Below are 26,987 nucleotides of genomic sequence, written 5' to 3'. Positions count from 1 at the left end.
GCGGATCACCCTCCCCCTGGGGGGGTATCGGTGGTACCGGCGACCGGCTCTGCGGCGTGCTCCGTACGGAGTGCCCTGCGCTGGGCCCGACGCTGGATCAACAGCACCGCACCGAGGACGAGCGCGGCCGACAGGGCTCCCGCCCCGAGGCCGCCGAGCAGTGCCCCGGCGACCGGGTGGATCCCGGTCAGCAGGGGCAGTGCGACGGCGCCGGCCACCACCAGGACGGTGGCGGTCAGCGCGTCGCGGACCGGCCAGGTCGGCGCACGCCAGACCCGGACCAGCCCGATCAGCCCGGTCACCCCCGCGGTCAGCAGGGAACAGCCGAGCAGGTGCACCACCACGGGGTCGCGGAGTACCGGGGAGGTACCCCCCGCGGGGGTGGGAACGAGGGCCTCGGGCGGGCCGAGGCGGTCGAGGGCGCGGACGAGCCGGTCCTCGGTCGGTGCGGGACCGGCGGTGCGTGCCACCTCGGTCCAGACGTGCGAGCGCAGGTCCTGGCGGGCGGTGAACGACAGGTGCCGGGCGGCGACGTCGAGCCGGTGCAGGTACTCCCGCAGGGGGGTGGGCAGCGCGCCCCGCGACACCCGGGCGCCGGCGGTCACCGGTACCCGGCCGGACCGGCGGCGGCCCGCCCGGAGCGGTCGTGCTCGGCCCGCAGCCAGTGCGAGACGGCCTCGGCCCGGTTGGCCGCGCCGAGCTTGCGCAGGATGTGCTTGACGTGCGACTTCACCGTGCCCTCGGAGATCACCAGGCGACTGGCGATGCGGGCGTTGGTGTCGCCGGTGGCCATCAGCCGCAGGACCTCGACCTCGCGGCGGGTGAGCGAGGGGTCGACCGGCGCGGAGCGCAGGAAGCCGTCGACGACGCTGCGCTGCGGGCCGGTGTGCGTGACCGGGGCGCCCTCGGTGATCCGGCCGTTCTCGCCGTGGCCCCACCAGCCGTCGCCGAGGTCGCCCTCACGGGCGTCGGTGACGCGGCGGGCGAGCCGGTCGACGTCGGCCCGGATCTGGTCCATCTCGTCGAGGACCATCGTGCGGGACAGGGCCTGGCCGAGCCCCTGGGCGTAGAGGGTGAGCAGCTGGCGGTCGAGCGGGTCGACGTTGCGCTGCTGGTAGTAGCAGTCGGCGTGGACGAACCCGGCGACGACGCCGTGCACCACGATCGGCGCGGCACAGTAGCTGCGCGACATCGAGGCGTCGGCGATGGGCCGGTTGACCCCGGGGCGCTCCTGCACCTCGTCGACCAGCAGGGAGGTGCGGCGCCGGACCATCTCGGTCTCGACGATCCGGCCGTCGAGGGTCTGCGGGTGGGTGCGGCCCATCGCGAGGATCTCCTCGGCCCAGGCCGGGTCGCGCTCCACGTGCACGCGCTCGGGGATCCAGAGCGAGTCCGCCACACGCGAGACGATCGAGCGGTCGAAGCCGAGGCCGCAGGCGGTCGAGGCGGCGGTGTCGAGCAGCGCGGTGCTGGTGCGGGCCTCGCCGAGCTGGGCGAGCGCGGCGCGGACGCGCTGCAGCGCGCGGTCCTGGTGCGCGAGCTGATCGAGCAGGAGCTGCTCGTCGATCTCCTTGACCTCGCCGAGCATGCTCACCAGCTCCGGCGACGGGGCCGAGCCGGAGCCGAGCGAGGACATGGCCTCGGCCCACACCGACCGCAGCACCGCGCGGGCCGACCCGAGGTCGACGACGTGCTCGGGGTGCGGGAGGCGGCCGTCGTCGAGGAGGCGGCGGGCGGCCAGCAGGAGGTCGACCACGCGCGACGACTGGGCCCGCGGCATCCGGCGTCCCTGTCCGGGCCAACGGTCGCCGGAGTCACAGCGGCGCATGTAGGCCACGCGGCTCGTGCTCTCGCCCATACCGTTCCTCCTCCTCCTCGAGGTGGCATCGACCGGACGTCGCCGTCGGGTGCGTTGCTCACCCGTGCAACGAGACGGCAACGGCCTGGATGCGACCGTCCGCACCCGCAGCCCGGCCCCACTTCCGGTCACGCATGACGGTTTCAGGATGCGACGCGGGTCACGTGTATGGCAAATCCGCGGGACCATCGCCACCCGAACACGCTGGTGAATGCCCCTCTCGGTCGCATCATCCGGTCACGGCGGGTGGAGAAACCGAACGCCCGGACTGTTTCTCGGGGCGTCGTGCGCCACGCCGGTCGCACACGGCAGGTTCACCCGGTCGGGGTAGACGGGGCGGGGCCGCACACGGGCCGTCCCCGTCCGGTCGCCGCACCGGGGAGCCCGGGGGGTCCGGCCCGCCCGTGCTGGAATGGCGGGGTGAGCACCGGCCGGACCTACGCGGGCGCGTCCGCATCGGACCGCGCCGAGGACCGTCGCCGCCGCCTGCTCGACGCGGGACTGCAGGTGCTGGGGACCGACGGCTACCGGGCGGCCACCGTGCGCCGGATCTGCCGGGAGGCACGCGTCGCCGACCGGTACTTCTACGAGTGCTTCGACGGCACCGAGGCGCTGCTGCTCGCCGTCTACGCCGGGTGCACCGCCCGCCTCCGCGACGCGGTGCCCCCCGCACTGGCCGCGGCGCCCGGCACCGACCCGCTCACGCTGGCCCGGGCCGGCCTCGACGCGTTCCTGCGCGTGGTGGAGGACGACCCGCGGCTCGCCCGGGTGGTCTGGTTCGAGGTGCTCGGGGTGAGCCCCGAGGTCGAGCGCACCTCGCTGGAGACCATGTCCGGCTTCGGGCGGCTACTCCTGGCGCTCACCGCGGACCACGCCGCCCCCTCCCCCGCCGACGCCACCGCCACCCGGCTGCGCGCCGACGCGGTCATCGGCGGGATCAGCCACGTCGTCATGACCTGGACGGTGAGCGGGTTCGACCCGCCCCGGGACCGGGTCACGGACGCGCTCGCCCTCTTCCTCGTGGGCGGCACCGGCCTGGGATGACGCCGGTCACCCCGCCATGTGGAATCACGCGTCATCAGATTAGGGTCGCCCACCACACCCGCTCGTGAGGAGCCGACGATGAAGTCCTTCACCGGTCGTACCGCCGCGATCACCGGAGCCGGATCCGGCATCGGGCGCGCGCTGGCCCTGCGCCTCGCGGGCGACGGCTGCCATCTCGCCCTGGCCGACCGGGACGCCGCGGGCCTCGCCGAGACCGCCGCGCTCGCCGGGCCGCAGGTGCGGGTCACCACCGCCGAGCTCGACGTCTCCGACGAGAAGGCCGTCTACGGCTGGGCCGACGCCGTCGTCGCCGACCACGGCGCCGTCCACATGATCGTCAACAACGCCGGCGTCGCGCTGTCGGGCACCACCGGGGCGCTGTCCCTGGAGGACTACCGCTGGATCATGGACATCAACTTCTGGGGCGTGGTCTACGGGACCAAGGCGTTCCTGCCGCACATGGAGGCCGCGGGCGCCGGCCACGTGGTCAACCTGTCGAGCATCTTCGGCGTCGCCGCGCAGCCCCTGATGAGCGGCTACAACGCGAGCAAGTACGCGGTCCGCGGCTTCACCGAGTCGCTGCGCCAGGACCTCGAGCTCACCGGGTCCCCGGTGTCCGCGACCTGCGTGCACCCCGGCGGGATCCGCACCAACATCGCGAAGGCCGCCCGGGTCGACGACAGCGTCGCCGCCGCCACCGGCCGCCCGGCCGCCGACGCCACCGCCGAGTTCGAGCGGATGCTCACCACCACCCCGGACCGGGCCGCGAAGACCATCCTGGACGGCGTGCGGCGCAACCAGCGTCGTGTCCTCATCGGACCGGACGCGTGGGCCATCGACTCGATGGTGCGGCTGCTGCCGACCACCTACCAGCGGATCGTCACCGGCGTCGTGCGCTCGCGGCGCAGAAAGGGCTGATCCGGGGCGGGGGTCCTGGATAGGGTCGCGGGGCCGGGTGATCCCCGGCACACGACCCGAGGAGCCCACCCATGAGCCCCGAGCAGCCACCCGTCACCGCGTTCGGCCCGGACTTCCCCTTCCCCTACGACGACTGGCTGGCCCACCCGGCCGGTCTCGGCCGGGTCCCACCGGACCGGCTGGGGGCCGAGGTCGTGGTCGTCGGGGCCGGGATCGCCGGGCTCGTCGCCGCCTACGAGCTGATGCGCATCGGGCTGCGGCCGATCGTGTACGAGTCCTCCCACCTGGGCGGACGACTGCGCTCGCAGCCCTTCGAGGGTGCCGACGGGATCGTCGCCGAGCTGGGCGGGATGCGCTTCCCCCGCTCCTCGACGGCGTTCCACCACTACGTCGACCTGCTCGGGCTGCCCACCGCGCCGTTCCCGAACCCGCTGACGGAGGCGGCCGGCAGCACGGTGATCGACCTGCACGGACGGACGTACTACGGCCGGACCCTGGCCGACCTGCCCCCGTTCTTCACCGAGGTCGCCGACGCCTGGGCGAGCGCGCTGGAGGAGGGAGCGGGCTTCACCGACCTGCAGCAGGCGATCCGCGAGCGCGACGTCCCGCGCATCCGGGCGCTGTGGGCGGAGCTCGTCGAGGTCTGGGACGACCGCACCTTCTACGACTTCGTGTCCACCTCGAAGGCGTTCTCCGACCTGACCTTCGCCCACCGCGAGGCGTTCGGCCAGGTCGGCTTCGGGACCGGTGGCTGGGACTCGGACTTCCCGAACTCGATGCTGGAGATCCTGCGGGTGGTGCTGACCGGCTGCGACGACGACCAGCTGCTCGTCGTCGGCGGGGTGGAGCAGGTGCCGCAGGGACTGTGGACGCGCACCCCCGACGACCTGGTGCACTGGCCCGCCGGGACCAGCCTGTCGTCGCTGCACGGGGGCGGGACCCGCCCGGGAGTCGCGCGGCTGCACCGCCTCGACGCGGACACGATCCGCGTCACCGACGTCTACGGCGGCACCCGCGACGTGTCCGTGGTGCTCACCACCTGCCAGAGCTGGCTGCTGTCCACCCAGATCGACACCGACGAGTCGCTGTTCGGCCAGGAGGTGTGGATGGCCCTGGACCGCACCCGCTACATGCAGTCGACCAAGACGTTCGTGATGGTGGACCGGCCGTTCTGGCGCGACGTCGACCCGGCGACCGGGCGCGAGGTCATGTCCACGACGCTGACCGACCGGCTCACCCGCAGCACGTACCTGTTCGACAACGGGCCGGACCGGCCCGGGGTGATCTGCCTGTCGTACTCGTGGATGAGCGACTCGCTGAAGATGCTGCCGTACCCGGTCGAGAAGCGGGTCGAGCTGGCGCTGGGCGCGCTGCGCAAGATCTACCCGACCGTCGACGTCGGGGCGCACGTCATCGGCGACCCGATCACCGTGACCTGGGAGTCCGACCCGCACAGCCTCGGTGCGTTCAAGGGCGCCCTGCCCGGGCACTACCGCTACAACCGGCGGATGTACTGCCACTTCGTGCAGGACGACCTGCCCGTCGCCGAGCGCGGAATCTTCATGGCGGGCGACGACGTGTCGTGGACCCCGGCCTGGGCGGAGGGCGCGGTGCAGACCGCGCTGAACGCGGTCTGGGGGATCGTCGCGCATCTGGGCGGGTCCACCCCGCCGGACAACCCCGGTCCCGGGGACCGGTTCGCCGAGCTCGCGCCGCCCGCGCTGCCGGACTGATGCGCGTCGCGCTGCTGCAGACCGTCTCCCGGCCGCGCGACGTGGCCGGGAACCTCGCCCGGCTCGCCGAGGCGTGCGCCGCCGCGGACGCGGACCTGCTCGTCACCCCGGAGATGTTCCTGACCGGCTACGACATCGGCGCGGATGCGGTGGCCGAGCTCGCCGAGCCGGCGGACGGGCCGTCGGCGGACGCGGTCGCGGCGATCGCCAGGGCGTCGGGGACGGCGGTGCTCTACGGCTACCCGGAGCGCCACGGCGGACGGGTCGCCAACGCCGTCGCGCTGGTCGGGCCGGACGGGACCCGGCTCGCCGGGTACCGCAAGACGCACCTGTTCGGCGCGCTCGACCGGGCCTGCTTCACCGCCTCGGACACCCCGCCCGCCGTCGTGACCTGGAACGGCTGGGGCCTGGGCCTGCTGGTCTGCTACGACGTCGAGTTCCCCGAGACCGTCCGCGCGCTGGCGCTGGCCGGCGCCGACGCCGTGCTGGTCCCGACCGCGAACATGCTCCCCTACGACCACGTGCCCCGGGTGCTCGTCCCGGCCAGGGCGTGGGAGAACCAGGTGTACGTGGCCTACGCCAACTGGTGCGGCACCGAGGGGTCGCTGACCTACGGCGGGCTGTCCTGCGTCGCCGGGCCGGACGGCGCCGTGGTGCGGGCGGGCCGCGACCCCGAGCTGCTGGTGGCCGAGCTGGACCGGTCCGCGCTGGCGGTGTCACGACGGGCGAACCCCTACCTGGCCGACCGCCGCCCCGACCTCTACGGCTGAGGGTCCGGCCGGGGCCCCGCCAGCAGGATCCACTCCAGGCACCCGCCGGGCCCGGGGGCGAGCACCTCGACCCGGTGGGCGTGCCCGCCCGCCACGTGCACGACCTCGTCCGCGGCGAGCTCCACCGACGGCCCGCCGGCCGCGACGCCCACCCGGGCCCGGCCGGCGAGGACGACGAGCAGCCGGTCGCACGGCGCGGCCGGGGCGTGCCACGCCCCGGCACCGGGGGCGAGCGCGAACCGCTCCAGGGCGAGGTCGCCGTAGCCGTCGTCGCGGCCGACGAGCAGCTGGCGCGACACCGGGGCCGGTTCCGGCGCCGGGTGGTGCGCGGCTGCCGGGGTCGTGCCGATCGTCGCGGTCATGGCGTGCCTCCACTCATCTGAGCGGTCCGAACACCGTCGAGTACACGGCCGCGGGCACGGAAGGTCAACATCACCGGCCGATGCGCGCGCTACGGTGCTCAGATGAGCGGTGACGACGACGCACCCGCCTGGGGCCCGGCCCGCCGGGTGCTCGCGGCCGAGGTGGCCGAGCAGGTGCTGCTGCACGGGCGGTCCCGGATCGCGGTCGGCACCGAGCTGGGGCTCAGCCGGTTCCAGGTGGCCCGGCTGCTCGACGCCGCCCGCGAGCGCGGGCTGGTCCGGGTCGCGATCGACCCCGGCGGGGACGTCGACGCGGCGCGCTCGGCGGCGGTCCGCGCCGCCTACGGGCTGCGCCGCGCCCTGGTCGCCCGCGACGACGACACCCACCCGGACGGCGGCGGGGTGCCCGCGCTCGCCGCCGCGCTGCTCGCCGAGACCGTCGGCACCGGTGACGTCCTGGGCCTGGCCTGGTCCCGGACGGTCAACGACGTCGTCGGGCTCCTCCCCCGGCTCGCGCGCTGCACCGTCGTGCAGCTGTGCGGCGCCTACTCGCTGCCGTGGCGGCGCGACGGCTCGGCCACCGCGGTGTTCCGGGCCGCCGCACTGTGCGGCGGCGACGCCTACCCGGTCTACGCGCCCCTGCTGCTGCCCGACGCCGACACCGCCCGCGCGGTGCGGGCCCAGCCGGGCGTCGCCGACGCGCTGGCCCGCTGCGCCGCGCTGGACACCGCCGTCGTCGGGATCGGGGCGTGGCGGGCCGGGCACTCCACCGTGCACGACGTGCTGACCGCCCCCGAGCGGCGACGGCTGGCCGAGGGCGGTGCCGTCGGCGAGGTCGTCGGGCTGCTGGTCGACCGCACCGGCCGGGTCCTCGACAATGGGCCGGCGCACCAGCTCGTCGCGGCCGGGGAGGCGGACCTGCGGGCCGCGGGCGACGTGATCGCGCTGGTCAGGGACCCGGAGCGGGCCGACGCCACCCGCGCCGTACTGCGCTCGGGTCTGGTCCACACCCTGGTCTGCGACGCGGCGACCGCCGACGCCCTGCTCGTGGCGGGCGACGGGCGACACCCTCCGGCCGCGACGACGTCGTGACGCTCACCAGGCGCCGGGCTCGACCTCCGCGGTCATGTCCCGCCACGCCACCGGCTCGGCGCAGTGCGCGCAGGTGAGCCGGGGTTCGGCGGGGTGGCCGCAGCCGCGGTGCACCAGCCGGACCGGCGGGACGTCGACGGCGTACCGGTCGCCCCAGTTCATCAGCGCCACCAGCACCGGGTAGAGGTCGGCGCCCTTCGGCGTGAGCCGGTACTCGTGCCGGACCGGACGCTCCTGGTAGGGCACGCGGTCGAGCACGCCCTCCTCCACCAGCACGCGCAGCCGGTCGTTGAGGACGTTGCTGCCGAGACCGAGCTTGTCGCGGAAGTGGTCGTAGCGGCGCTCGCCGCGGAAGCACTCGCGCAGGATCATCATCGTCCACCGCTCGCCGAGGACCGCCCAGGTGCGGGCCACCGAGCAGTACGCGGCGCCGAGCTCGTCGTGCTTCACAGCGCCCGATACTAGGACACTTTTCGAGTCCTTCGAGCTTGCGGGGCCACAGGCGTCCCGTTACGGTCGAACTCGATTCGAGTCCCACCACGGAGGTCGACGATGCCCTACTACCGCTTCACCGTCCCCACCGGGAACGCGACGCTGGCCCACCGCGCCGAGGTCGCCGCGGCGGTGACGAGGGTCCACAGCGAGGTCACCGGTGCCCCCGCCCGCTACGTGCACTGCACCTTCACCGAGGTCCCGCCGGGCAGTGTCTTCGTGGCCGGGGAGCCGGTGGAGGGCCCGCGGATGGTCGGGCTGATCCGCGACGGCCGCTCCCCCGAGGTCCGGGCCCGGCTGCTGCACGGGATCGCCGACGCGTGGTGCGCGGTCACCGGGGACGCGAAGACCGACGTGGCGATCTTCCTGCACGAGGTGCCGGGCGCGAACGTGCTGGAGGACGGCGAGATCCTGCCCGAGGCCGCCGACGACCCGGTCGCCGCGCACGCCTGAGCACGGGAGCGGGCCGGTCCCCGTCGCGCCGGGGACCGGCCCGGGGCGGTCAGGAGCCGGTGGCGAGCCGGTTCTCGGCCGAGGCCAGCGGGTCGTAGCTCGGCTCCATCAGCATCTCGTGCAGGTGCCGTCGCCGGACGCCCATGTTGCCGCCGTCGTAGACGGGGAAGCAGAGGACGTCCTGCATGATCCCCGCGATCGGCGTCTCGGTCGTGTAGGCGTCCACCCCGACCAGGCGCATCGCGTCGTAGACGACGTCGACCGACCGCTCCGAGGCGTAGATCTTGGTGATGTTCGCGAGCTCGCGGTCCTTGCCGCCGGTCCGGTCGAAGTGGTCGGCGGCCTTCCAGGCCAGGTAGCGGGTGGCCTCGATGCGGATCTTGATGTCGGCGAGCATGTAGCCGGCGTTCTGGTACTCGATCACCGGGTGCGGGCCGGAGCGGTTGTCGGTCCGCGCGAACTCGTAGGCGTAGTCGAAGGCCGCCCGCATCCGCCCGACGCAGGCCGCGCCGATGGGCGCGCAGGTCCAGGTGAACGCACTCTTCACGATCTCCATGCCGTCACCGGGCCCGCCGATCATGTTGGCGAGCGGCACGCGGACGTCGTGGAACTCCACCCGCGGCGAGTTGGTGGCGCGGTGCCCGATGGTGTCGAGCATCCCGGTGATCTCCACCCCGGGCGTGCCCCGCTCGACGACGACGATCGCCAGCGACTCCTGCGGCGGCAGTGCCGGGTCGGTGCGGCAGACGACCGAGATGAGGTCGGCTCCGCCGCCGTCCCAGCCGGAGCCGTTGGTGGTGTAGTGCTTGGCCCCGTTGAGGACGATCTCGTCGCCCTCGATCCGGGCGAAGGTCTGGATGCCGACCTTCGGGTCGGGCGAGTCGTAGTTGGCGCCGCCGGTGACCTCGGTGTAGGCGATCGCGGCGAGCTTCGGCTCGGACCCGCAGAACGCCGGCAGCCACCGCTGCTTCTGCTCCTCGGAGCCGAAGTGCACGATCGGGTACAGCCCGAGGCCCGTCCCGAGGATGGCGGAGGCGACGTTGACGTCGACCCGGGCGATCTCCTCGACGGCGAGCACGAACTGCAGCGAGGTGAACCTCCCCCCGCCGTACTCGGCCGGGACGAGCGCCTTCACGAACCCGGCGTCGACCATCTGCCGGTAGAACGGCTCGATGGCGGAGAACCGCTGGGCGGGCTCCGGGAACGGTGCGATCGCCGCCTCCACACCGGAGAGGACGCTGTCGGCGAACTGCCGGGCCTGCTCACGCAGGCCCAGCTGCGCGTCGTCGAGGGTGAAGTCCAGTGTCATCGTCGGATGCCTTCCGCTCGGGCCCCGACGCGACCGGTGTCAGGGGCTCGGAGGGAGCGTGGCCGGGACGCCGGGCCCGGGGATCGAACCGGCGCGCACGCCGGTCGGTACCGGTGTGCACGATCCGGCCGGGCCGCGGTCGCGGAACTCCGAGGGCAGACAGCCGTGCCGGGCGCGGAAGACCCGGTTGAGGTGGGACAGGTCGGCGAAGCCCCACCGCGCGGCGAGCTCGGTGAGCGTGCCGGGCGGGCCCGGCGCGCCGAGCTCACGGGTGCAGCCGTCGACCCGCAGGGCCATGACGGTGCGGGCGAAGCTCAGACCGGTGCCCTCGTAGAGCTGGTGCAGCTTGCGGACCGAGACGCCGAAGCGCGCCGCGACCGCCGCCGCCGAGGTGTCGCCGGTCCGCAGGTGCGCGGCCAGGTGCCGGTTGACGGCCGCGCGCAGGCCGGCGTCGAGGTGCTCCCGCCCGGTGTCGCGCAGCTCCTCGGAGCCGCCGGTCGCGGCCGCGAGGAGGGTGGTGAACGCGGTCTCGGCCGCCGCGGCCGCGGCCGGGTCGAAGGTGTCGACGGCGTTCCAGGTGGCGAGCATGGTCGAGGCGACAACGCGGGCGATCCCCGGCGCGGCGCCGTCGTGGGTCACCGCCGTTGCGCCGTCGAGGTCGGCGACCAGCGGCACCAGCTGCGCGCGGGGCACCCGGAACGACACGCACCGCCAGTCCTGGGTGTCGTCGTCGGCGACGAACTCGAGGCCGTACTCGCGGGTCGTGTCGAACAGGGCGAAGCCCCCCGGTTCGACGACGCAGCGGCGGCCGGCCTGTGTCCCCACGCAGTGCCCGCTGACCTGCAGGTTCACGAAGACGTGGTCGGTCGTGGTGCGGCGGATCTCGTCGCGGCCGTGGGTGATGAGCTGGGTCGCCGAGGACACCTCGGCGCAGTTCGTGGCGGTCAGCCGGGTCGCCCGCACCCAGCTCCGGATCGCCCCCGGGTCGGCCGGGCCCGCGTGCCGGACCCGGGGCCGTTCGGCGGCGAGCGGGGTGAACGCCTCGCAGATCACCTCGCGCCAGTAGCTGAACTGCTCGCGGGCCGGTCGGTCGTCGGTGGTCCAGTAGCGCACCCCGGCCTCCTCGACGTGTCGACCCGGCTGCACGGCGCCGTCGTCGTGACCCAGGACACTATCGTGACGGCGGGGCGCGGCCCAGGGCCCGACGTCCGGGCCACCGGGGTGGGACGAGCATGACCGGGCCCGGGTACGACGACGTGTCCGCCGGTGAACACCGGGTCACGGTCGTGGGCCCGGTCAGCAGGGGCGCGCGCCCGTCGCCACCGGGGACGGCCCGGTGACCGGGCGCAGGTAGGCGTCGCCACCGGTCCGGGCGAGCGCGGCGCAGGCGTCGCCGCGGTCGTCGAACGGGCCCAGGTAGGTGACGTAGATCGGGTTCCCCTCCGCGGTGCGCGACCGGAAGGGCACGCAGCTGTCCCCGGCGAGCAGGTAGTTCGCCCCGGGGTGGGCGCGCAGCTGCTCGGCGACGTCCTCGCGGTGCCGCGCCGGGTCGACCGCCGCACCGACGACCACCAGGTCCGCCGGACGCGCGCACGACACCGGCGCGATCGGCCGCCCGAGCCGGAGGTCGCCGTCGGCGAGGGTGGTCGTGGCCTCCGCCGGCTGCACCGTGCCGGTCGCCGGCGGGTCCGCCGGCCCGGTCAGCAGCATCCACGTAGCCCCGAGCGCGACCGCCGCCCCGGTGACGCAGGCCCCGATCAGCACCGGCAGGCGTCGCGACCGGACCCGGGGCGCCGCACCGGCCGCGGCCGGGAACCCGGCGCCGGTCGGGGCCGGGTACGCGGGTCCGCGCGCGGCGGCGAGCCCGGGGCCGGTCACGGCCGGGAACGCGGGTCCGGGTCCGGGGGTGGTCGCGGGCCGGGTCGGCGCAGGGGTCTCCGGCCCGGGGGCCGGCCCGAGCAGGCGCTGCACCGCGGCGGCGAGCGCACCGGCCGTCGCGAACCGGGCGGCGGGGTCCTTCGCCATCCCGCGGGCGACGACGTCGTCCCAGCCGGGGTCGAGCCCGGGCCGGAGCACGGACACCCGGGGCGGCGGCGTCATCAGGTGCGCGGCGAGCACGGCCGCCGGGTCCGCCTCGGGAAACGGGGGCCGCCCCGTGAGCATCTCGACGAGCACGCAGGTCAGCGCGTAGACGTCGGCCCGGCCGTCGACCGTGCCGGTGCCCGACAGACGTTCCGGGGCGAGGTAGGCGAGCGTGCCGACGGTCGCGCCGGTCTCGGTGAGCGCGGTGTCCGGGTCCGGGCCGACGGCGCGGGCGATGCCGAAGTCGGTGAGCGCGGTGAAGTCGTCGCGGCTCTCGACGACGAGCAGGTTCGCCGGCTTCACGTCCCGGTGCACCAGGCCGGCGGCGTGCGCGGCGTCGAGGGCGTGCGCGGCCTGGCGCAGGATGCCGGCGGCCCGGCGGGGCTCCAGCGGCGCCCGGCGGGCGAGGATCCGGGCCAGGTCCTCGCCGTCGACCAGGCGCATGGACAGGTAGAGCCTGCCGTCGACCTCGCCGAACCCGTGGACCGGGACGACGTGCGGGTCACGCAGCTCGAACGCGGCGCGGGCCTCCCGCCGGAACCGCTCGACGACGACCGGGTCCCCGGCCAGGTTCGCGGGCAGCACCTTCAGCGCGACCTCGCCGCCGTGGCGGCGGTCGTGGGCCCGCAGCACCACGCCCATGCCCCCGGCGCCGAGCCGCCCGCGGATCTCGAAGTCGCCCAGCACCGACCCGACGACCAGCTCCCCGTCCATGTCCCGCACCCCTCCCGTGTCCGCCCGGTGCCTTCCCGCCAGGTGCCTTCCTACCGCCGGACGCGGCGACGCCGGATCCGCAGGGATACGCAGAACGCGTTTCCCCTGCCGCTGCGGAGGTACCCGGTCCTGTGCGACGGCGTCGATCCGGCGGTCGTCGCGGTGTGTCACCAGCCGAGGAGGAACCCATGGCAGCGGACGACAAGGTCGCGAACAAGACCGAGGAGCTCACGGGCAAGGCCAAGGAGACCGTCGGCAAGGCGACCGACGACGAGAAGCTCGAGGCCGAGGGCAAGGGCGACCAGGCCAAGGGCAACCTCAAGCAGGCGGGCGAGAAGGTCAAGGACGCCTTCAAGAAGGACTGACCGCGCTCCTGCCCCGGCCCCGGCCACTGTTGTGGCCGGGGCCGAGGTGCGGCCACCCCCGCGCGGCCGGGTCCCGGCTACGGGCCGTGCCCCGCGTCCGGTCCGGTCCCGTCGACCGGCTCCGGGACCGTCGCGGCGTAGGCCGTGCAGTCCTCGCACCGGGTGAGCAGGTCGTGCGTGCAGTCGACGACGTGTTCGAGGAATCTCTCCGCGTCCGCCAGCTGGGCGCGCTGCGCACGGATCCGGCGCAGCCTCCGCTCGATCGCCCCGGCACGGCCCGCCTCACCCCGGTGGAGCACGAGCCGGATCTCGGCGAGGCTCATACCGACATCGCGACAGGCCTGGACGACGCGGAGACGGCGGACGTGCTCCTCGGAGTACTCCCGATGGCCCGACGCGGCACGGTCGGGAACGACGACCCGCTCGTCGTTCCAGTGCCGCAGGACGTGCACCTCGACGCCGACCCTCCGGGCGGCCTCGCCGATCTTCAACCCCCCACGTCCTTCCGGCTTGACCTCAGGTCGACCTGAGATTTTAGCGTCGCCCCATGCTGACACACGAGCCGCTGCTGCCCGACCCGATCCCGGTCGCCGTCGGCGGGACCACGGTCGCCACCCGGGTCCTGGAGCCCACGGAGCAGGCTCGGGGAGACGTCGTCCTGTGTCACGGCACTCCGTGGTCCTCGCAGGTATGGGGTCGCGTCGCCCGTGAGCTGGGTCGCGACCACCGCGTGTTCCTCTGGGACATGCCGGGCTACGGGGAATCGGAGAAGGGTCCGACGGTCGCGACGGACCTGCGCACCCAGGCGGAGCGTCTGGTCTCCCTCCTCGGCGTCTGGGACCTCCGCCGCCCGCATGTGGTCGCCCACGACATCGGCGGTGCGGTCGCGCTGGGAGCCCACCTGCTGCACGGGGCCGACTACGCCGATCTGTTCCTCTGGGACATCGTCACGCTCGACCCGTGGGGTTCGCCGTTCTTCCGGCTGGTGGCCGAGAACACCGACGTGTTCGCGCGGCTCCCCCCGGACCTGCACTCCGCACTGGTGAGGGGGTACGTCACCGGTGCGCTCTCGCGGGAGCTGCCGGACCGGGACGTCGACGCACTCGTGTCCCCGTGGACGGCTCCTGGCGGGCAGGCCGCGTTCTACCTCCAGATCGCCGCACTGAGCGCTGCCGACACGTGTGCGGTGGCGGAGAAGCTGGGTGCCACGCGGTGTCCGACGCGCATCGGCTGGGGCCGTGACGACCCCTGGATCCCGCTCCGACAGGCCTACGAGCTCCGGTCCAGGCTGCCCGACCACCCCGATGTCGTCGTGCTCGACGACGTGGGGCACCTGACGCCCTACGAGAACCCCGCCGCCGTGGCCACGGCGCTGCGCGCCTGGCTGATCGATCCGTAGTGGGCGCGTTGCAAGCCGGCTCCCGGAGCACACCACGCCCGGACGTCGGCGCTCAGCCGGTCAGGTCGAGGACCGTCTTGCCCGTCGAGTGGCCGCTCTCCACGCTCGCCAGGGCCTGCGCCGCCTCGTCGAGGGTGTGGACGGCGGTGATGTGCGGATCGAGGACCCCCTGCACCATCAGGTCGGCCACCCGCTCCAGGGTGGGGCGGTCGGTGTGGCGCTCGACCATGGCGCCGCCGATCTCGACCACCGTGGGGTCTCCGACCGAGACCACCGTCGTCGCCGCGGCGGCCAGCGGTGCCACGGCGCGCAACGAGGCCCCGCCGACGAGGTCGACGATGCCGTCGAACCCGTCGGGCGCGAACGCGCGCAGGTCGGCCTCGGCCGTGGCGGTGGTGTAGTCGACGAAGGCTGCACCGGTGGCGGTGACGGTCGCCCGCTTGGTTCCACCGGCGGTGCCGACGACGCGGAGTCCGCGGGCGCGGGCGAGCTGGGCGGTGGCGATACCGACCCCGCCGCCGATCCCGTTGACGAGCAGACGCGCGCCGGGCGGGAGGCCGAGCTGGTCGAGCGCGTCGAGTGCCGTGGTCCCCGCGACGGGGATCGTGGCCGCCCACCGGTCCGACAGCCCGTCGGGGGTGCGGGCCGTGGCGGACCCGAGGAGGACGGTCGTGCGGGCGTAGGTCCCCGCCCCGGTGAGCGCGAACCCGAACACGCGGTCACCCACCTCCAGTCCCCGGACCTCGGACCCGACGGCGGTGACCACGCCCGCCGCCTCCATGCCGAGGACCTGCGGGAACGGCACGGCACCGTTCAGCCCGGGCATGAGGCCGGCACGCAGCACGTGGTCGAGGGGGTTGACCCCGGCGACGGCGACGGCGACGGCCACCTCGTGGGCGGCCGGGACGGGGTCGGGACGGTCGAGGAACTCCTGGACCTCGGGTCCCCCGAAGGTGCGGTACCCATATGCGTTGATCACGTCGCCGACGCTAGGACCTGACATCAGTGTCAGGTGCCAGCGATCGTGACCCGGGTCATCGCGGTGGGCGGACGTTCAGGCGGTGCGTCGTGTCGATGCGAGCGTGGCCCGGTGCTCGGAGTTGCAGGCGATGAGGCCGTCCAGGGCGTCCCGCGCGGTCGCCAGCGTCGCCATCGCGGCACTGAGCCGGTCCCGCTCACGGCGCATCGTCGCGTAGGCCTCGTCGGCGGTCTGCGGACCCGGCGTGTCCACGCACGGCAACAGGCTCGCGATGGTGCGACTCGACAGCCCGGCCGCGAACAGCGTGCGCAGCAGCTCGACCCGCTCGGGCCCGTGGGGGCCGTACAGGCGCTGACCACCGGTGCTGCGGGTGGAGGCCAGAAGGCCCTGCTGCTCGTAGTACCGCAGCATCCGGACGCTGACGCCGGTGCGTTCCGCCAGCTCACCGATCTTCATCTGCTCGCCCACCTTCTCGGGCCACGGGTCCCGGCCGCCATCATGACCGAGGCCTGGCCGGCCGTGGGGCCGGAAAAGAAAGCGGCCCTGACCATCACTGCTGGTCAGGGCCGGATCTCGATGTGTGCGCCCGAAGGGATTCGAACCCCTAACCTTCTGATCCGTAGTCAGATGCTCTATCCGTTGAGCTACGGGCGCGTTGCTGTCTCCAGCGTAGCAATCTTCAGTTGTCGGCCGGCGACCGGTGTCCCCACCGCCGTGCCGGTGCGGAGGCTCCGGGATTTGAACCCGGGATGGGGGGTTACCCCAAACCGCATTAGCAGTGCGGCGCCATAGACCAGACTAGGCGAAGCCTCCCCGGTGCCTGACGGCCACCAGCGAAGGCAACACTACACGGGCATTCCGGCCGCCCGGAACCGGGGTCCCCCTGGCCGGGGGACCCCGGTCCGGCGCAGGTCAGGACCCTGCGAGGGCCACGAACGGGGTCAGCGCGTCGGGGTTCTGGAGGGCGCCGGCCGACACCGCCTTCTCCGGCGCGGTGCCCGCGAGGATCTTCTTCACCGGCACCTCGCACTTCTTGCCGTTCAGGGTGCGCGGCACCGCGTCGACGACGACGAACCGGTCCGGCACGTGCCGCGGCGAGAGCTCCTTGCGCAGCAGCGAGCGCAGGGTCGGCTCGACGTCGTCGAGCGCGACACCGTCGTCGAGGACGAGGAAGCAGAGCAGGGCCCCCTCCTCGCGCTCGCCGAGCGCGGTCGTGTCGATCACCAGGGAGTCCGCGACCCCGTCGACGCTCTCGACGACGGCGTAGAAGTCCGCGGTGCCCATCCGGACTCCGCCACGGTTGAGCGTGGAGTCCGAGCGGCCGTAGATGACGTAGGAGCCGCGCGGGGTGCGGCGCACCCAGTCGCCGTGCCGCCAGTTGCCGGGGAAGTCCTCGTAGTAGGACTCGCGCAGACGGGTGCCGTCCGGGTCGTTCCAGAACATGACCGGCATCGACGGGGTCGGCGTGGTGATGATCAGCTCGCCGACGTCGTCGAGCAGGTCGGTGCCGTCCTCGGCCCAGGACCGGACGTCGGCGCCGAGCGCCGCACAGGACAGCTCACCCAGCCACACCGGCACCGTGGGGGCGCTGGTGAGGAAGGCCGCGCAGACGTCGGTGCCGCCGGAGACCGAGCAGATCTGGATGTGCGACCCGGCCGCCTCCCCGATCCAGCGGAACCCGTCGACCGACAGCGGCGCGCCGGTGGAGCCGAGGGCGCGCACCGAGGAGAGGTCGTGGTCGTCGCCGGGGCGCAGGCCGGCCTTCATGCAGGACTGCACGTACGGCGCGGAGACACCGAACAGCGACACCCGGTGCTTCGCCGCCAGCGCCCACAGCGCGCCGAGGTCGGGGTGGCCGGGGCTGCCGTCGAACATCACGATCGTCGCGCCCACGAGCAGGCCGCCGACCAGGAAGTTCCACATCATCCAGCCGGTGGTGGTGAACCAGAAGAACCGCTCCCCCGGCCCGAGCCCGTGCTGCAGGCGCATCGCCTTCAGGTGCTCCACGACGATGCCGCCGTGGCCGTGCACGATGCCCTTGGGCAGGCCGGTGGTGCCCGAGGAGTAGAGCACCCACAGGGGGTGGTCGAACGGGACCGCGGTGAACTCCAGCGGGCCGGCCTCGGCGGTGAACTCGGCCCAGGTCGTCGTGCCGTCGAGGGTCGCGTCGGGGTCGAGGTAGGGCACGAGGACGGTCGCGCGCAGCGTCGGCAGCTGTCCGCGCAGGTCGGCGACCTTGTCGCGGATGTCGAAGCCCTTGCCGTTGTAGCGGTAGCCGTCGACGGCGACGAGCACGGCGGGCTCGATCTGGGCGAAGCGGTCGTGCACGGCGCGGGCCCCGAAGTCCGGCGAGCAGGACGACCAGATCGCGCCGAGGCTCGCCGCGGCCAGGAACGCGACGAGGGTCTCGACGCTGTTCGGGGCGAGCGCGACGACGCGGTCCCCCTGCCCGACGCCGGCCCGGACCAGCCCGGCGCGGGCGCGGGCGACCTGGTCGCGCAGCTCGGCGTGGGTGACGGTGCGCTCGAGGCCGTCCTCGCGGACGAACTCGACCGCGACGTCGTCGTCGGCGCGGCCCGGGCCCGGGGTCAGGGCGTGCTCGGCGTAGTTGAGGGTCGCGCCGGGGAACCACTGCGCGCCGGGCATGTCGCGGGAGCCGAGCGTCGCCGTCGGCTCGTCGTGGAACAGCACGCCGGAGTACTCGGCGACGGCCGACCAGAAGCCCTCCAGGTCGGTCACCGACCAGGTGTGCAGCTCGGCGTAGTCGGTGACGTCGGACAGCGGGGCGCCCCGCTCGTCACGCGCCCAGGTCGCGAACCGGACGATCTCGGTGTCCGCCAACCGGTCCGGGTCCGGGCTCCACAGGAGCTCGGGGGTGTCCGGATCGGTGACGGTCTGCGGCGACGACACGGGCGGCATGCCCCGAGCATCCCCGACGGCCCCGGCCGCGCACCAGTGGCCGGACCCCACTCCGGCCCCCCGGGACAGGGTGCCCGTCACATGGGGACGGTCAGGCCGGGGCGCCGACGGGCGGCGGCGCGAGCCGGGCGAAGGCCTCCTGCCGCTCGTACGGGAAGTACGGGTACGGCGCAGGACGGTGCGAGACCGCGTCCAGACGGGCGACCTGGTCGTCGTCGAGACGCCAGCCGACCGCGCCGAGGTCGTCCTCCAGCTGACCGAGATCGCGCGCGCCGACGATCACCGAGCTGACGGTCGGGCGGGTCGTGAGCCAGTTGAGCGCGATCTGCGGCACCGTGCGGCCGGTCTCGGCGGCGATCGCGTCGAGCACGTCGACGACGTCGAACAGCAGGTCGTGGGGGACGGGCGGGCCCGCCTCGGCGGTGGTGTGCAGCCGGCTGCCCGCGGGCAGCGGGGCGCCCCGCCGGACCCGGCCGGTGAGCCGTCCCCAGCCCAGCGGGCTCCAGACCAGGGCGCCGACGCCCTCCTCGTGACCCAGCGGCATGAGGTCCCACTCGTAGTCGCGGCCGACCAGCGAGTAGTACACCTGGTGCGCGACGGGCCGCGGCCAGCCGTGCCGGTCGGCCAGGTCCAGGGTCCGCACCAGCCGTCGCCCGGGGTGGTTGGAGACGCCGGTGTAGCGCACCTTGCCCGACCGGACGAGCACGTCCAGGGTCGCGAGCACCTCCTCGGGCGGGGTACCCGCGTCGTAGGCGTGCAGCTGGAACAGGTCGATCCGGTCGGTCCCGAGCCGGCGCAGCGCGTCCTCGACGGCGCGGACCAGGCGGGAACGCCCGGTGCCCGCGTCGTTCGGGCCGGGGCCGGTCGGCAGGCCGGCCTTGGTCGAGATCAGGACCTCGTCGCGGCGGTGCCGCAGCGCCGCCCCGAGGACCTCCTCCGACCCGCCGTCGGAGTAGACGTCGGCGGTGTCGAACAGGGTCACCCCCACGTCGAGGCACCGGTCCACCATCCGGCGCGCGCCGGCGACGTCGACCGACCCCCACGCCCCGAACAGGTCGCCGCGCCCGGCGAACGTGCCGGCGCCGAAGCTCAGGACCGGAACCTGCAACCCGCTGCGGCCCAACCGTCGGTACTCCATGCCCACTCCTCACTAACGGAACGCTGGTTCCTTTTGAAGCTAGCCCACGGGCACGCCAAACGGAACCCCGGTCCCGTCAAGGGCTAGGGTGGGGGCCGTGGCACCGGAGATGAGCAGGCCGGGGGGCCGGACCGCGCGGGTCCGTTCCGCCGTGCTGTCCGCGGCGGGCGACGCCCTGATCGAGCTCGGGCTGCCGGGCCTGGACCTCGCGGAGCTGGCGCGCCGGGCCGGCGTCGGCAAGACGACGGTCTACCGGCGCTGGGGCAGTGTCCCCGCGGTGCTGGCCGACCTCGTGTCGGACATGGTCGAGACCTCCGCGCCGCGGGCGGACACCGGGACGCTGGACGGCGACCTCCTGGCCAACGCCGAGCTGGTCCGGTCCACCCTGGCCGACCCACGGCAGGGACGGCTGCTCACCGCGCTGATCTGCGCCGCCGTCGACGACGCCGGGACCGCACGGGCGCTGCGCGGCTTCTACGACGCCCGGACCGCGGTCTGGGAGCCGTGTGTCACCGACGCGGTGGCGCGCGGCGAGCTACCGGCGGGCACCGACGCGGCCGCCGTCGTCCGGGCGGTCTCCGCCCCGCTCTACCACCAGCTCCTCACCAGGGGGGCGCAGCCGGACACCGCGGACGCCCACCGCGCGGCCGCCGTGGCCGCAGCCGCCGCGCGGGCCGGGGCGTTCGTCAGCGCAGGTGGGCGTCGAACCAGTTGAGGACCCGCTGCCACGCCTCGGCGGCCGACTCCGGGTCGTCGTCGAAGCGGTAGCCGGTGCTCGGGTAGATCACGACGTCGGTCGCCTTCCCCGAGGACGCCGCGGCGTCGCGCAGGCGGGCGACGGCGTCGGTGTCGGAGGCCTCCGAGTAGATGCCCAGCCAGGGGCAGGTCAGCTCGGGTGCGGTCTCGACCAGGGCGGGCAGGCTGGACCACGGCGACGACTCGATCCCGCCACCCGCGACCGTGATCGCCGCGCCGAGGGTGCGGTTGGCCGCGACGTGCAGCGCGACCGTGCCCCCGAGGTCGAACCCGAGCACGCCCATCCGGTCGGCCTCGATGCCCACGTCGCCCAGCCAGCCGAACGCGGTGTCGCAGTCGTCCATGACCTGGCGCGGCTCGAGGCTGCCGACGTGCTCGGCGACCTCGGCGTCGGAGCCGTCGGCGAGGTCGCCGCCCGCGCCGGCGTCGCGGTAGAGGTGCGGGGCGACGGCGAGCCAGCCGTCCGCGGCGAGGCCGGTGACGAGCAGCCGGATCGAGTCGGTGACCCCCCGTGCCTCCTGCAGGACGACGACACCGCCGCGGACCGGACCGTCGGGTTCGGCCACGGTCAGGCGCAGCTCGCCCCCGTCGGTCAGCGGCACGCCCTCGGTCCGGACAGCGGTCGTCGTCATGACGTCACTCAACCAGAGCACGGGCCCGGGTTCGACCCCCGGCGGATACCGTTGCCGTCATGACGCTGATCCGTCCCGATCTGGACACCCTGCCCGCCTACGTGCCGGGTCGCACCGTCCCCGGGGCGATCAAGCTCGCGAGCAACGAGGTCGCCGCGCCGCCCGCTCCAGCGGTGCTGGAGGCCATCGCCCGCGCCGCCGCAGGTGGCAACCGGTATCCGGACCTCGGCGTCGTCGAGCTAACCGGACGCATCGCGGACCTGTACGCCCTGGCCCCCGAGCGGGTCGCGGTCGGCTGCGGCTCGGTGACGCTGTGCCAGCAGCTCGTGCAGATCGGCTGCCTGGGCCCCGGCGACGAGGTGCTGTTCGCCTGGCGCTCGTTCGAGGCGTACCCGATCGTGACCCAGATCGGCGGGGCGGAGATCCGCACCGTGCCGCTGGACCCCGACTTCCGCCACGACCTCGTCGCGATGGCCGCCGCCGTCACCGAGCGGACCCGGGTGGTGTTCGTGTGCAGCCCGAACAACCCGACCGGCCCGGCCGTGCACCGCGACGAGTTCGTCCGGTTCCTGGGCGCCGTGCCGTCGGACGTGCTGGTGGTGCTCGACGAGGCCTACGCCGAGTTCGTCACCGACCCCGACGCCGTCAGCGGCCGGCCGCTGCTCGACGACCACCCGAACCTGGTCGTGCTGCGCACCTTCTCCAAGGCCTACCGGCTGGCGGGGCTGCGGGTCGGCTACGCCCTGACCTCCGAGGAGATCGCGACCGCGCTGCGCAAGGTGGCGCCGCCGTTCGGGGTCAGCTCGGTCGCCCAGGCGGGTGCCGTCGCCGCGCTGGAGCACCGGGAGGAGATCCTCGCCGACTGCGCCGCCGTCGTCGCCGAGCGGGGCCGGGTGGCCGCCGGGCTGCGCGGGTCCGGGTTCACCGTGCCGGAGACCCAGGCGAACTTCGTGTGGCTGCCGCTCGGGGACCGGACCGCGGCGTTCGCGACGCACTGCGGCGAGCGGAAGGTGATCGTGCGCCCGTTCGCCACCGACGGGGTGCGGGTCACCGTGTCCACGCCGGAGGAGAACGACCTGCTGCTCGACGTCGCGTCGTCCTTCGGATCCTGAGAGCCCCGACTCAGCCGTCCAGCTGGTAGCCCAGCCCCCGGATGGTCCTGATCCGCTCGGGACCGATCTTGCGCCGCAGGTAGGACACGTAGACCTGCACCAGGTTGGCCGACACCGGTTCGGTCCAGGCCCGGCGGCCCAGGTCGTCGAGCGCGACCGGCTCGCCCGCCTGCTCGGCCAGCGCGAGCAGCAGCGCGTACTCGGTCGGGGACAGCGCGACCCGGCGGCCGTCGACGAACACCTGGCCGGCGTCGACGTCGACGGACAGGCCGCCGTGCCCGAGCACCGTCGGTGCGGGCAGCCCCGCGGCGGCACGCAGCCGGAGCCGGATCCGGGACGCGAGCTCGTCCGGGACGAACGGCCGGATTAGGAAGTCGTCGCGGTCGCCGCGCAGCATGCCGATCACCCCGGCCCGCCGTTCGCGCGGCACGACGGTGATCACCGGGGTCGGCGGGGACTCGGACTGCACGGCCCCGAGCAGCACCGACGGCTCGGGGCCCGGCAGCTCCATGTCGAGCACGAGCAGGTCGGCGCCGCGGGAGCGCAGGGTGTCCAGCAGCTCGATGCCGTCGGCGACGACGACGAGGTCCACGCCCTCGGCGGCGAGGTCCTGGCGCAGCCCGCGGCCGAGCGAGGCGGTGCCCGCCGACGGCGGCAGGGCCAGCAGCACGCTGAGCGCGCGCATCTCGGCACGGGGTGCGGGGATCGGGAGGGACGGCGAGACGGGGGGAGCGTGATCGTTCACAGATCCTGCGGAGGTCGGGGAGCGGGGAGCTCGGGAGGTCGTGCGGGGAGCACCGGGGAGGCACGGCCACTGTTCCTCGACCGGCAGCCCGTCACAATCGGCTAACGGTGCGACGTACCGTGACCGCTTAGCCCGAACGAGTGATACTGAGAGTCCCGTTGCTCTGTTCGGCCCAGCATTACTGCCGAAATGGCGGGATCTTGCTCTTCGGCGCTCTCCGTCGACCTGTCGGCGCGGAGACGCAACCACCCTTCTCAGCGAGGGTGTTCACACTCGGTCACCCTACCTAGAGTCCCTCCTCATGCGACGGAAGAGTTCCGCTGCGGCTGATCAGGTCGACCCCCGCGACCTGATCGCGCGACTCGCCGCCGAGCACAGCTCCCCCTCTGTGCCGTCTCCCCGGGGCAGGCATGCCGTGTCCTCCGCCCCGGCGGACGACGCGGCCCGATCCGCCGTGCCCGCGGCCACCCTGCTCGAGGACCGGGTGAGCGCCTCCGGGCGGCACCGCGTCCTCGACGCCGGGTACGACCACACCGACCCCGACACCCCCGACGACACCGGTGCCGCCGTCACGGCGGACTCCCCCACCGGTGCCACGACGGCGGACGCCGGGCGGATCACCTGGGCCGCCACGGCCGACCCCGGCCCGTGGGCGCCGGGCGGCGGCGCGACCGGCAGCGGCTCCCACGCCGCCGCCGGGGACACCGCGGTGACCGGGACGGGCGCGCACGCCGTGCCCACCACCCGGACCCCGGGTCGTCGGGCGCGGCGGTCGGCGCCGTCGTCGGCGGCCGGACTGTCCGGTGTGGAGCTGTTCGGCGGGTCGTCCCCGGCCGAGGAGCCCGTGGCCCCGCAGGCCGAGGTGCCCGCGCCGCGCACCGAGGTCACCGGCGGGGCCATCGCCGGCCTGCACGAACCCGAGGTGTCGGGGACGGGCTCGGTCGTCGCGATCGACCGGTCACGCCCCGCCCGATCCCGTGTCCGCCGGTTCGCCCCGCTGGGCGTCGGCGCCGCCGCGGTGCTCGCCGCGACGATGGTGCTGACGCTGCTGCAGCCCGGCACCGAGGACCCGTCGCTGTCCGCGGCGATGGTGAACGACTCGTCGCGCCGGTCGGCGTCGGACACCGCGCTGTCCGCCGGGCCGGTGCTGGCCAACGGGGGCGGCTCCGCACTCGGCGACGCCGCGCAGGGCGCGTCCGGTCAGATCGGCCAGGCCCTCGCCGCGCAGGAGGCCGCCGAGCGTCGCGCCGAGGAGCGCCGCCGCGAGGCCGCCGAGCGGGCACGCGCCGCCGCGAGCTCCGGCGGTTCCGGGAGCTCCGGGAACTCGGGCGGAGCCCCCGCCGCCGGTCCGGTCGGTGGCGCCGTCCAGGTCGCCGGCGACGGCATCCAGGCCGCGCTCAAGATGGGCTGGCAGGCCATCGGTGGCGACGAGTTCCTCGGGTCGACCCTGGGGAGCAACTGGTCGCCGTACAACGGCGCCGGCCACGACGGCCAGGGCCGCCGCACCTCCGACGCGATCTCGGTGGAGAACGGCAACCTCGTCATCCGCGGCGACTCGCAGGGCAACACCGGCGGCATGGCCTGGGGCACCTCCCAGAAGTACGGCAAGTGGGAGATGCGCGCCCAGTTCCCCAAGGGCGACAAGCAGTACCACCCGGTGCTGCTGCTGTGGCCGAGCGAGGTGTCCTGGCCGGAGGGCGGCGAGATCGACTTCGCCGAGACCACCAGCGCCAGCGACGACGTGTCCTTCTTCCTGCACTACGGCAGCTCGAACTCGCAGAAGGACGCCAAGAAGCAGCTCGACATCACCCAGTGGCACAACTACGCCGTGGAGTGGACCCCGGACGCGATCGTCGGCTACGTCGACGGCGTCGAGTGGTTCCGCTCCGAGGACCCGAACACGTTCCCCCCGGGTCCGATGCACGCCACGATCCAGCTCGACTACTTCCCCGACGGCGGCTCGCCGGAGCCGTCGGAGATGCGGGTCGCCTGGATGCGCCAGTACAAGTAGCACTCCGCACCACGACCGCCCGCCGCCCGGCGCTCCCCACCGGACGGCGGGCGGTCGTGTGTACCGGGTCAGCCGGCCAGACCGCGCCGCGCCAGCAGCGGCGCGATCTCCGGGTCACGGCCGCGGAACGCGCGGTAGGCCTCCATCGCGTCCACGGCACCGCCGCGGGACAGCACCTCGCGGCGGAACCGGTCGCCGTTCTCCCGGCGCAGGCCGCCGTGCTCGCCGAACCAGGCGACGGTGTCGGCGTCGAGCACCTCGGCCCAGATGTAGGAGTAGTACGCCGCCGCGTACCCGCTGCCGCCGAACACGTGGTTGAAGTAGGTGCTGCGGTAGCGCGGCGGGACCAGCGGGTGCGCGGCCCCGGCCGCCTCCAGCGCCTGCTGCTCGAACGCGAGCACGTCGGTGATCCCGGCGGCCTCGGCCGGGGACAGCCGGTGCCACGCCTGGTCCAGCAGCGACGCGGCCAGGTACTCCGTCGTCGCGAAGCCCTCGCCGTACCCGCGGGCGGACTGCGACGCGGCCAGCAGCTCGTCGGGCAGCGGCTCGCCGGTCACGTGGTGGCGGGCGAACGAGGTGAGGACCTGCGGGTCCTCCAGCCACATCTCGTTGACCTGGCTGGGGAACTCGACGAAGTCGCGCGGCACCGACGTCCCGGAGAACGTCGGGTACTCCACCTCGGAGAACAGCCCGTGCAGGGCGTGCCCGAACTCGTGGAACAGCGTGCGGACCTCGTCGAGGGTGAGCAGCGCGGGCTCCCCGGCCGGAGGCTTGTTCAGGTTCAGCGTGTTCAGCACGACCGGCCGCGTCTCGAGCAGCGACGACTGGTCGACCAGCGAGTTCATCCACGCCCCGCCGCGCTTCGACGGCCGCGCCCACAGGTCGGCGCCGAACAGCCCGAGCGGCTCGCCGTCGCTGTCACGGACCTCCCACCAGCGCACGTCCGGGTGGTAGGCGGGCAGGTCGGTGCGCTCGGTGAAGGTGATCCCGTACAGCCCGGACGCGGCGCGGAACACGCCGTCGGTGATCACCCGGTCGAGCTCCAGGTACGGGCGCAGCGCGGCGTCGTCGACGGCGTAGCGCTCGCGGCGCACCCGCTCCGCCTCGAACGCCCAGTCCCACGGCTCCAGGTCGCCCTCGACACCGCCGGCCAGCTCCGCGGCCTCCCGGTCGGCGTTGGCGACGGCGGCGGGGACCAGCGACTCCAGCATCGCGACGGCGGCCTCCGCCGTCCCCGCGGTCGCGTCGTCGATCACGTACGACGCGTGGTCGGGGTACCCGAGCTGCGCGGCCCGCTCGGCGCGCAGCCGCACGATCGCGAGGACGGTGTCACGGGTGTCGTGCTCGCCGCCCTGCCCGCGCCCGGTGGACGCACGGAACAGCTCCTCGCGCAGCGACCGGTCGGTGAGCACCGCGAGTGCGGGCTGCGCGGTCGGTAGGACCAGGGTGATCAGCCAGCCGTCGTCGTGGCCGCGTTCGGCCGCGGCGGTCGCGGCGGCGGCGACCGCGTCGTCGGACAGGCCACCGAGCCGGTCGCGGTCGGTGACGTGCACGGCCGCGGCGTTCGCCCCGGCCAGCAGCGCCGCACCGAACCGGGTGGTGAGCCCGGACAGCTCCGCGTTCAGCTCCCGCAGCCGGGCCTGCTCGTCGGGGCCGAGCCGGGCCCCGGCACGCACCATGTCGCGGTGGTGGCGCTCGAGCAGCCGCAGCGACTCGGCGTCGAGACCGAGGTCGTGGCGACGGGCGTACAGCGCGTCGATCCGGGCGAACAGGCCCGGGTCCAGCGCGATCGCGTCGGCGTGGGCGGCGAGCATCGGCGCGACCTGCGCCTCGATCTCGCGCACCGCGGGCGAGGAGTCCGCCGAGACGCGCGTGTAGAACAGCCGCGCCACCCGGTCCAGCGTGGCACCGGAGCGCTCCAGGGCGACGACGGTGTCGTCGAAGGTCGGCCCGCCCTCCCCCGCGACGATCGCCGCCACCTCGGCGCGCTGCTCGGCCGTCCCGGCCTCGAACGCGGGCAGGTAGTGCTCGTCGGTGATCCGGGAGGTGTCGGGCAGCCCCCACGGCAGCGCGCTCGGGGCGAGGAACGGGTTGCTCATGGGCC

General features: G+C 74.4%; 26 protein-coding genes and 2 tRNA genes. 11 read left to right on the top strand and 17 right to left on the bottom strand.

All coding sequences use genetic code 11. The features are described from left to right. Positions 1 to 5 precede the first annotated feature (5 nt). Both DMP17_RS27940 and DMP17_RS27935 read right to left on the bottom strand, forming a co-directional pair. Complete coding sequence (locus DMP17_RS27940) at positions 6 to 605, bottom strand: hypothetical protein (RefSeq protein ID WP_226354646.1); 600 nt, start codon at positions 603 to 605, stop codon at positions 6 to 8. Next, a complete protein-coding gene (locus DMP17_RS27935; protein ID WP_226354645.1) occupies positions 602 to 1,858 on the bottom strand; it encodes a LuxR C-terminal-related transcriptional regulator in 1,257 nt (418 codons plus the stop codon). The genes DMP17_RS27940 and DMP17_RS27935 overlap by 4 nt, the downstream gene beginning before the upstream one ends. Positions 1,859 to 2,278: 420 nt before the next feature. Here DMP17_RS27935 and DMP17_RS27930 point away from each other — a divergent pair, with 420 nt between their 5' ends. The 4 genes from DMP17_RS27930 to DMP17_RS27915 all read left to right on the top strand — a co-directional run bounded on the left by DMP17_RS27930 (position 2,279) and on the right by DMP17_RS27915 (position 6,323). Next, the gene (locus DMP17_RS27930) at positions 2,279 to 2,902 is read left to right on the top strand and encodes a TetR/AcrR family transcriptional regulator (RefSeq protein ID WP_337831059.1); all 624 of its coding nucleotides are present in this window, start codon (positions 2,279 to 2,281) and stop codon (positions 2,900 to 2,902) included. A 78-nt stretch (positions 2,903 to 2,980) separates the two neighbouring features. Continuing rightward, the gene (locus DMP17_RS27925; RefSeq protein WP_226354643.1) at positions 2,981 to 3,820 is read left to right on the top strand and encodes an SDR family NAD(P)-dependent oxidoreductase; all 840 of its coding nucleotides are present in this window, start codon (positions 2,981 to 2,983) and stop codon (positions 3,818 to 3,820) included. A 71-nt stretch (positions 3,821 to 3,891) separates the two neighbouring features. Next, positions 3,892 to 5,553, top strand: coding sequence for a flavin monoamine oxidase family protein (locus DMP17_RS27920; protein ID WP_337831058.1), 1,662 nt, complete (start codon positions 3,892 to 3,894; stop codon positions 5,551 to 5,553). Next, on the top strand, positions 5,553 to 6,323 hold the full coding sequence (locus DMP17_RS27915; RefSeq protein ID WP_337831057.1) for a carbon-nitrogen hydrolase family protein: 771 nt from the start codon (positions 5,553 to 5,555) through the stop codon (positions 6,321 to 6,323). The genes DMP17_RS27920 and DMP17_RS27915 overlap by 1 nt, the downstream gene beginning before the upstream one ends. Here the strand turns inward: DMP17_RS27915 and DMP17_RS27910 are convergent. Continuing rightward, a complete protein-coding gene (locus DMP17_RS27910) occupies positions 6,314 to 6,685 on the bottom strand; it encodes a hypothetical protein (RefSeq protein ID WP_226354640.1) in 372 nt (123 codons plus the stop codon). The two genes, DMP17_RS27915 and DMP17_RS27910, sit on opposite strands and share 10 nt — an antisense overlap. Before the next feature lie 102 nt (positions 6,686 to 6,787). On the opposite strand from DMP17_RS27910, the gene DMP17_RS27905 reads away from it, so the two are divergent. Further along, a complete protein-coding gene (locus DMP17_RS27905; protein WP_337831056.1) occupies positions 6,788 to 7,777 on the top strand; it encodes a sugar-binding transcriptional regulator in 990 nt (329 codons plus the stop codon). Between the two features lie 3 nt (positions 7,778 to 7,780). Here the strand turns inward: DMP17_RS27905 and DMP17_RS27900 are convergent, their stop codons facing one another. Continuing rightward, complete coding sequence (locus tag DMP17_RS27900; protein ID WP_226354638.1) at positions 7,781 to 8,227, bottom strand: winged helix-turn-helix transcriptional regulator; 447 nt, start codon at positions 8,225 to 8,227, stop codon at positions 7,781 to 7,783. Positions 8,228 to 8,329: 102 nt separating this feature from the next. On the opposite strand from DMP17_RS27900, the gene DMP17_RS27895 reads away from it, so the two are divergent. Continuing rightward, positions 8,330 to 8,722 (top strand): tautomerase family protein, encoded by a 393-nt coding sequence (locus tag DMP17_RS27895; RefSeq protein ID WP_226354637.1) that lies wholly within the window; start codon positions 8,330 to 8,332, stop codon positions 8,720 to 8,722. Positions 8,723 to 8,771: 49 nt separating this feature from the next. Here the strand turns inward: DMP17_RS27895 and DMP17_RS27890 are convergent, their stop codons facing one another. From DMP17_RS27890 to DMP17_RS27880, 3 genes are all read right to left on the bottom strand, one after another. Continuing rightward, positions 8,772 to 10,031, bottom strand: a complete 1,260-nt coding sequence (locus DMP17_RS27890) for an acyl-CoA dehydrogenase family protein (RefSeq protein ID WP_337831055.1) — start codon at positions 10,029 to 10,031, stop codon at positions 8,772 to 8,774. Positions 10,032 to 10,070: 39 nt separating this feature from the next. After that, positions 10,071 to 11,177, bottom strand: coding sequence for a helix-turn-helix domain-containing protein (locus DMP17_RS27885; protein WP_337831054.1), 1,107 nt, complete (start codon positions 11,175 to 11,177; stop codon positions 10,071 to 10,073). Between the two features lie 150 nt (positions 11,178 to 11,327). Beyond that, the gene (locus tag DMP17_RS27880; RefSeq protein WP_337831053.1) at positions 11,328 to 12,827 is read right to left on the bottom strand and encodes a protein kinase domain-containing protein; all 1,500 of its coding nucleotides are present in this window, start codon (positions 12,825 to 12,827) and stop codon (positions 11,328 to 11,330) included. Between the two features lie 188 nt (positions 12,828 to 13,015). Between DMP17_RS27880 and DMP17_RS27875 the strand changes: the two genes are divergently transcribed. Then, the gene (locus DMP17_RS27875; protein ID WP_226354633.1) at positions 13,016 to 13,192 is read left to right on the top strand and encodes a CsbD family protein; all 177 of its coding nucleotides are present in this window, start codon (positions 13,016 to 13,018) and stop codon (positions 13,190 to 13,192) included. Positions 13,193 to 13,269: 77 nt separating this feature from the next. Here the strand turns inward: DMP17_RS27875 and DMP17_RS27870 are convergent, their stop codons facing one another. Continuing rightward, positions 13,270 to 13,683: a helix-turn-helix domain-containing protein gene (locus DMP17_RS27870; protein ID WP_337831052.1), complete on the bottom strand. Its 414-nt coding sequence runs from the start codon at positions 13,681 to 13,683 to the stop codon at positions 13,270 to 13,272. 56 nt (positions 13,684 to 13,739) lie between these two features. Here DMP17_RS27870 and DMP17_RS27865 point away from each other — a divergent pair, with 56 nt between their 5' ends. Beyond that, entirely contained in the window at positions 13,740 to 14,591 is an 852-nt protein-coding gene (locus tag DMP17_RS27865; protein ID WP_337831051.1) for an alpha/beta fold hydrolase, read from the top strand. A 52-nt stretch (positions 14,592 to 14,643) separates the two neighbouring features. On the opposite strand, the gene DMP17_RS27860 is transcribed toward DMP17_RS27865, so the two are convergent. The 6 genes from DMP17_RS27860 to DMP17_RS27835 form a co-directional block, all read right to left on the bottom strand. Beyond that, the gene (locus tag DMP17_RS27860) at positions 14,644 to 15,570 is read right to left on the bottom strand and encodes an NADP-dependent oxidoreductase (protein ID WP_337831050.1); all 927 of its coding nucleotides are present in this window, start codon (positions 15,568 to 15,570) and stop codon (positions 14,644 to 14,646) included. A 75-nt stretch (positions 15,571 to 15,645) separates the two neighbouring features. Beyond that, positions 15,646 to 16,026: a MerR family transcriptional regulator gene (locus DMP17_RS27855; RefSeq protein ID WP_226354629.1), complete on the bottom strand. Its 381-nt coding sequence runs from the start codon at positions 16,024 to 16,026 to the stop codon at positions 15,646 to 15,648. A 125-nt stretch (positions 16,027 to 16,151) separates the two neighbouring features. Continuing rightward, positions 16,152 to 16,224, bottom strand: a tRNA-Arg gene (locus DMP17_RS27850). A 69-nt stretch (positions 16,225 to 16,293) separates the two neighbouring features. Next, positions 16,294 to 16,383 (bottom strand) — tRNA-Ser (locus tag DMP17_RS27845). Between the two features lie 99 nt (positions 16,384 to 16,482). Beyond that, on the bottom strand, positions 16,483 to 18,489 hold the full coding sequence (locus DMP17_RS27840; protein ID WP_337831049.1) for an acetoacetate--CoA ligase: 2,007 nt from the start codon (positions 18,487 to 18,489) through the stop codon (positions 16,483 to 16,485). A 91-nt stretch (positions 18,490 to 18,580) separates the two neighbouring features. Then, entirely contained in the window at positions 18,581 to 19,627 is a 1,047-nt protein-coding gene (locus DMP17_RS27835) for an aldo/keto reductase (RefSeq protein ID WP_337831048.1), read from the bottom strand. 97 nt (positions 19,628 to 19,724) lie between these two features. Between DMP17_RS27835 and DMP17_RS27830 the strand changes: the two genes are divergently transcribed. Further along, positions 19,725 to 20,342 carry a TetR/AcrR family transcriptional regulator gene (locus tag DMP17_RS27830; protein WP_226354626.1) on the top strand — a complete coding sequence of 206 codons (618 nt, stop codon included), beginning with the start codon at positions 19,725 to 19,727 and terminating at the stop codon, positions 20,340 to 20,342. Here the strand turns inward: DMP17_RS27830 and DMP17_RS27825 are convergent. Next, positions 20,314 to 21,015: a dienelactone hydrolase family protein gene (locus DMP17_RS27825; protein ID WP_226354625.1), complete on the bottom strand. Its 702-nt coding sequence runs from the start codon at positions 21,013 to 21,015 to the stop codon at positions 20,314 to 20,316. The two genes, DMP17_RS27830 and DMP17_RS27825, sit on opposite strands and share 29 nt — an antisense overlap. A 59-nt stretch (positions 21,016 to 21,074) precedes the next feature. On the opposite strand from DMP17_RS27825, the gene hisC reads away from it, so the two are divergent. Next, a complete protein-coding gene (gene hisC / locus DMP17_RS27820) occupies positions 21,075 to 22,127 on the top strand; it encodes a histidinol-phosphate transaminase (protein ID WP_337831047.1) in 1,053 nt (350 codons plus the stop codon). Between the two features lie 10 nt (positions 22,128 to 22,137). Here the strand turns inward: hisC and DMP17_RS27815 are convergent, their stop codons facing one another. Next, positions 22,138 to 22,812 carry a response regulator transcription factor gene (locus DMP17_RS27815; RefSeq protein WP_218899298.1) on the bottom strand — a complete coding sequence of 225 codons (675 nt, stop codon included), beginning with the start codon at positions 22,810 to 22,812 and terminating at the stop codon, positions 22,138 to 22,140. A gap of 475 nt (positions 22,813 to 23,287) precedes the next feature. Between DMP17_RS27815 and DMP17_RS27810 the strand changes: the two genes are divergently transcribed. Then, positions 23,288 to 24,883, top strand: a complete 1,596-nt coding sequence (locus DMP17_RS27810) for a family 16 glycosylhydrolase (protein WP_337831046.1) — start codon at positions 23,288 to 23,290, stop codon at positions 24,881 to 24,883. Positions 24,884 to 24,951: 68 nt separating this feature from the next. On the opposite strand, the gene DMP17_RS27805 is transcribed toward DMP17_RS27810, so the two are convergent. Further along, on the bottom strand, positions 24,952 to 26,982 hold the full coding sequence (locus tag DMP17_RS27805) for a M3 family metallopeptidase (protein WP_337831045.1): 2,031 nt from the start codon (positions 26,980 to 26,982) through the stop codon (positions 24,952 to 24,954). Positions 26,983 to 26,987 lie beyond the last annotated feature (5 nt).

Source organism: Pseudonocardia sp. TMWB2A, from assembly GCF_017312135.1.
This window is presented reverse-complemented; position numbering and strand designations above follow the sequence as displayed.

What these genes read in the sequence shown, in the direction of transcription:
- DMP17_RS27915 (WP_337831057.1), top strand. Translation starts at nt 5,553, where the DNA reads ATGCGCGTCGCGCTGCTGCAGACCGTCTCCCGGCCGCGCGACGTGGCC.
- DMP17_RS27925 (WP_226354643.1), top strand. Translation starts at nt 2,981, where the DNA reads ATGAAGTCCTTCACCGGTCGTACCGCCGCGATCACCGGAGCCGGATCC.
- DMP17_RS27910 (WP_226354640.1), bottom strand. Translation starts at nt 6,685, where the DNA reads ATGACCGCGACGATCGGCACGACCCCGGCAGCCGCGCACCACCCGGCG.
- DMP17_RS27855 (WP_226354629.1), bottom strand. Translation starts at nt 16,026, where the DNA reads ATGAAGATCGGTGAGCTGGCGGAACGCACCGGCGTCAGCGTCCGGATG.
- DMP17_RS27880 (WP_337831053.1), bottom strand. Translation starts at nt 12,827, where the DNA reads ATGGACGGGGAGCTGGTCGTCGGGTCGGTGCTGGGCGACTTCGAGATC.
- DMP17_RS27875 (WP_226354633.1), top strand. Translation starts at nt 13,016, where the DNA reads ATGGCAGCGGACGACAAGGTCGCGAACAAGACCGAGGAGCTCACGGGC.
- DMP17_RS27905 (WP_337831056.1), top strand. Translation starts at nt 6,788, where the DNA reads ATGAGCGGTGACGACGACGCACCCGCCTGGGGCCCGGCCCGCCGGGTG.
- DMP17_RS27805 (WP_337831045.1), bottom strand. Translation starts at nt 26,982, where the DNA reads ATGAGCAACCCGTTCCTCGCCCCGAGCGCGCTGCCGTGGGGGCTGCCC.
- DMP17_RS27920 (WP_337831058.1), top strand. Translation starts at nt 3,892, where the DNA reads ATGAGCCCCGAGCAGCCACCCGTCACCGCGTTCGGCCCGGACTTCCCC.
- DMP17_RS27815 (WP_218899298.1), bottom strand. Translation starts at nt 22,812, where the DNA reads ATGCGCGCGCTCAGCGTGCTGCTGGCCCTGCCGCCGTCGGCGGGCACC.
- DMP17_RS27890 (WP_337831055.1), bottom strand. Translation starts at nt 10,031, where the DNA reads ATGACACTGGACTTCACCCTCGACGACGCGCAGCTGGGCCTGCGTGAG.
- DMP17_RS27865 (WP_337831051.1), top strand. Translation starts at nt 13,740, where the DNA reads ATGCTGACACACGAGCCGCTGCTGCCCGACCCGATCCCGGTCGCCGTC.
- DMP17_RS27835 (WP_337831048.1), bottom strand. Translation starts at nt 19,627, where the DNA reads ATGGAGTACCGACGGTTGGGCCGCAGCGGGTTGCAGGTTCCGGTCCTG.
- DMP17_RS27895 (WP_226354637.1), top strand. Translation starts at nt 8,330, where the DNA reads ATGCCCTACTACCGCTTCACCGTCCCCACCGGGAACGCGACGCTGGCC.
- DMP17_RS27825 (WP_226354625.1), bottom strand. Translation starts at nt 21,015, where the DNA reads ATGACGACGACCGCTGTCCGGACCGAGGGCGTGCCGCTGACCGACGGG.
- DMP17_RS27935 (WP_226354645.1), bottom strand. Translation starts at nt 1,858, where the DNA reads ATGGGCGAGAGCACGAGCCGCGTGGCCTACATGCGCCGCTGTGACTCC.
- DMP17_RS27840 (WP_337831049.1), bottom strand. Translation starts at nt 18,489, where the DNA reads ATGCCGCCCGTGTCGTCGCCGCAGACCGTCACCGATCCGGACACCCCC.
- hisC (WP_337831047.1), top strand. Translation starts at nt 21,075, where the DNA reads ATGACGCTGATCCGTCCCGATCTGGACACCCTGCCCGCCTACGTGCCG.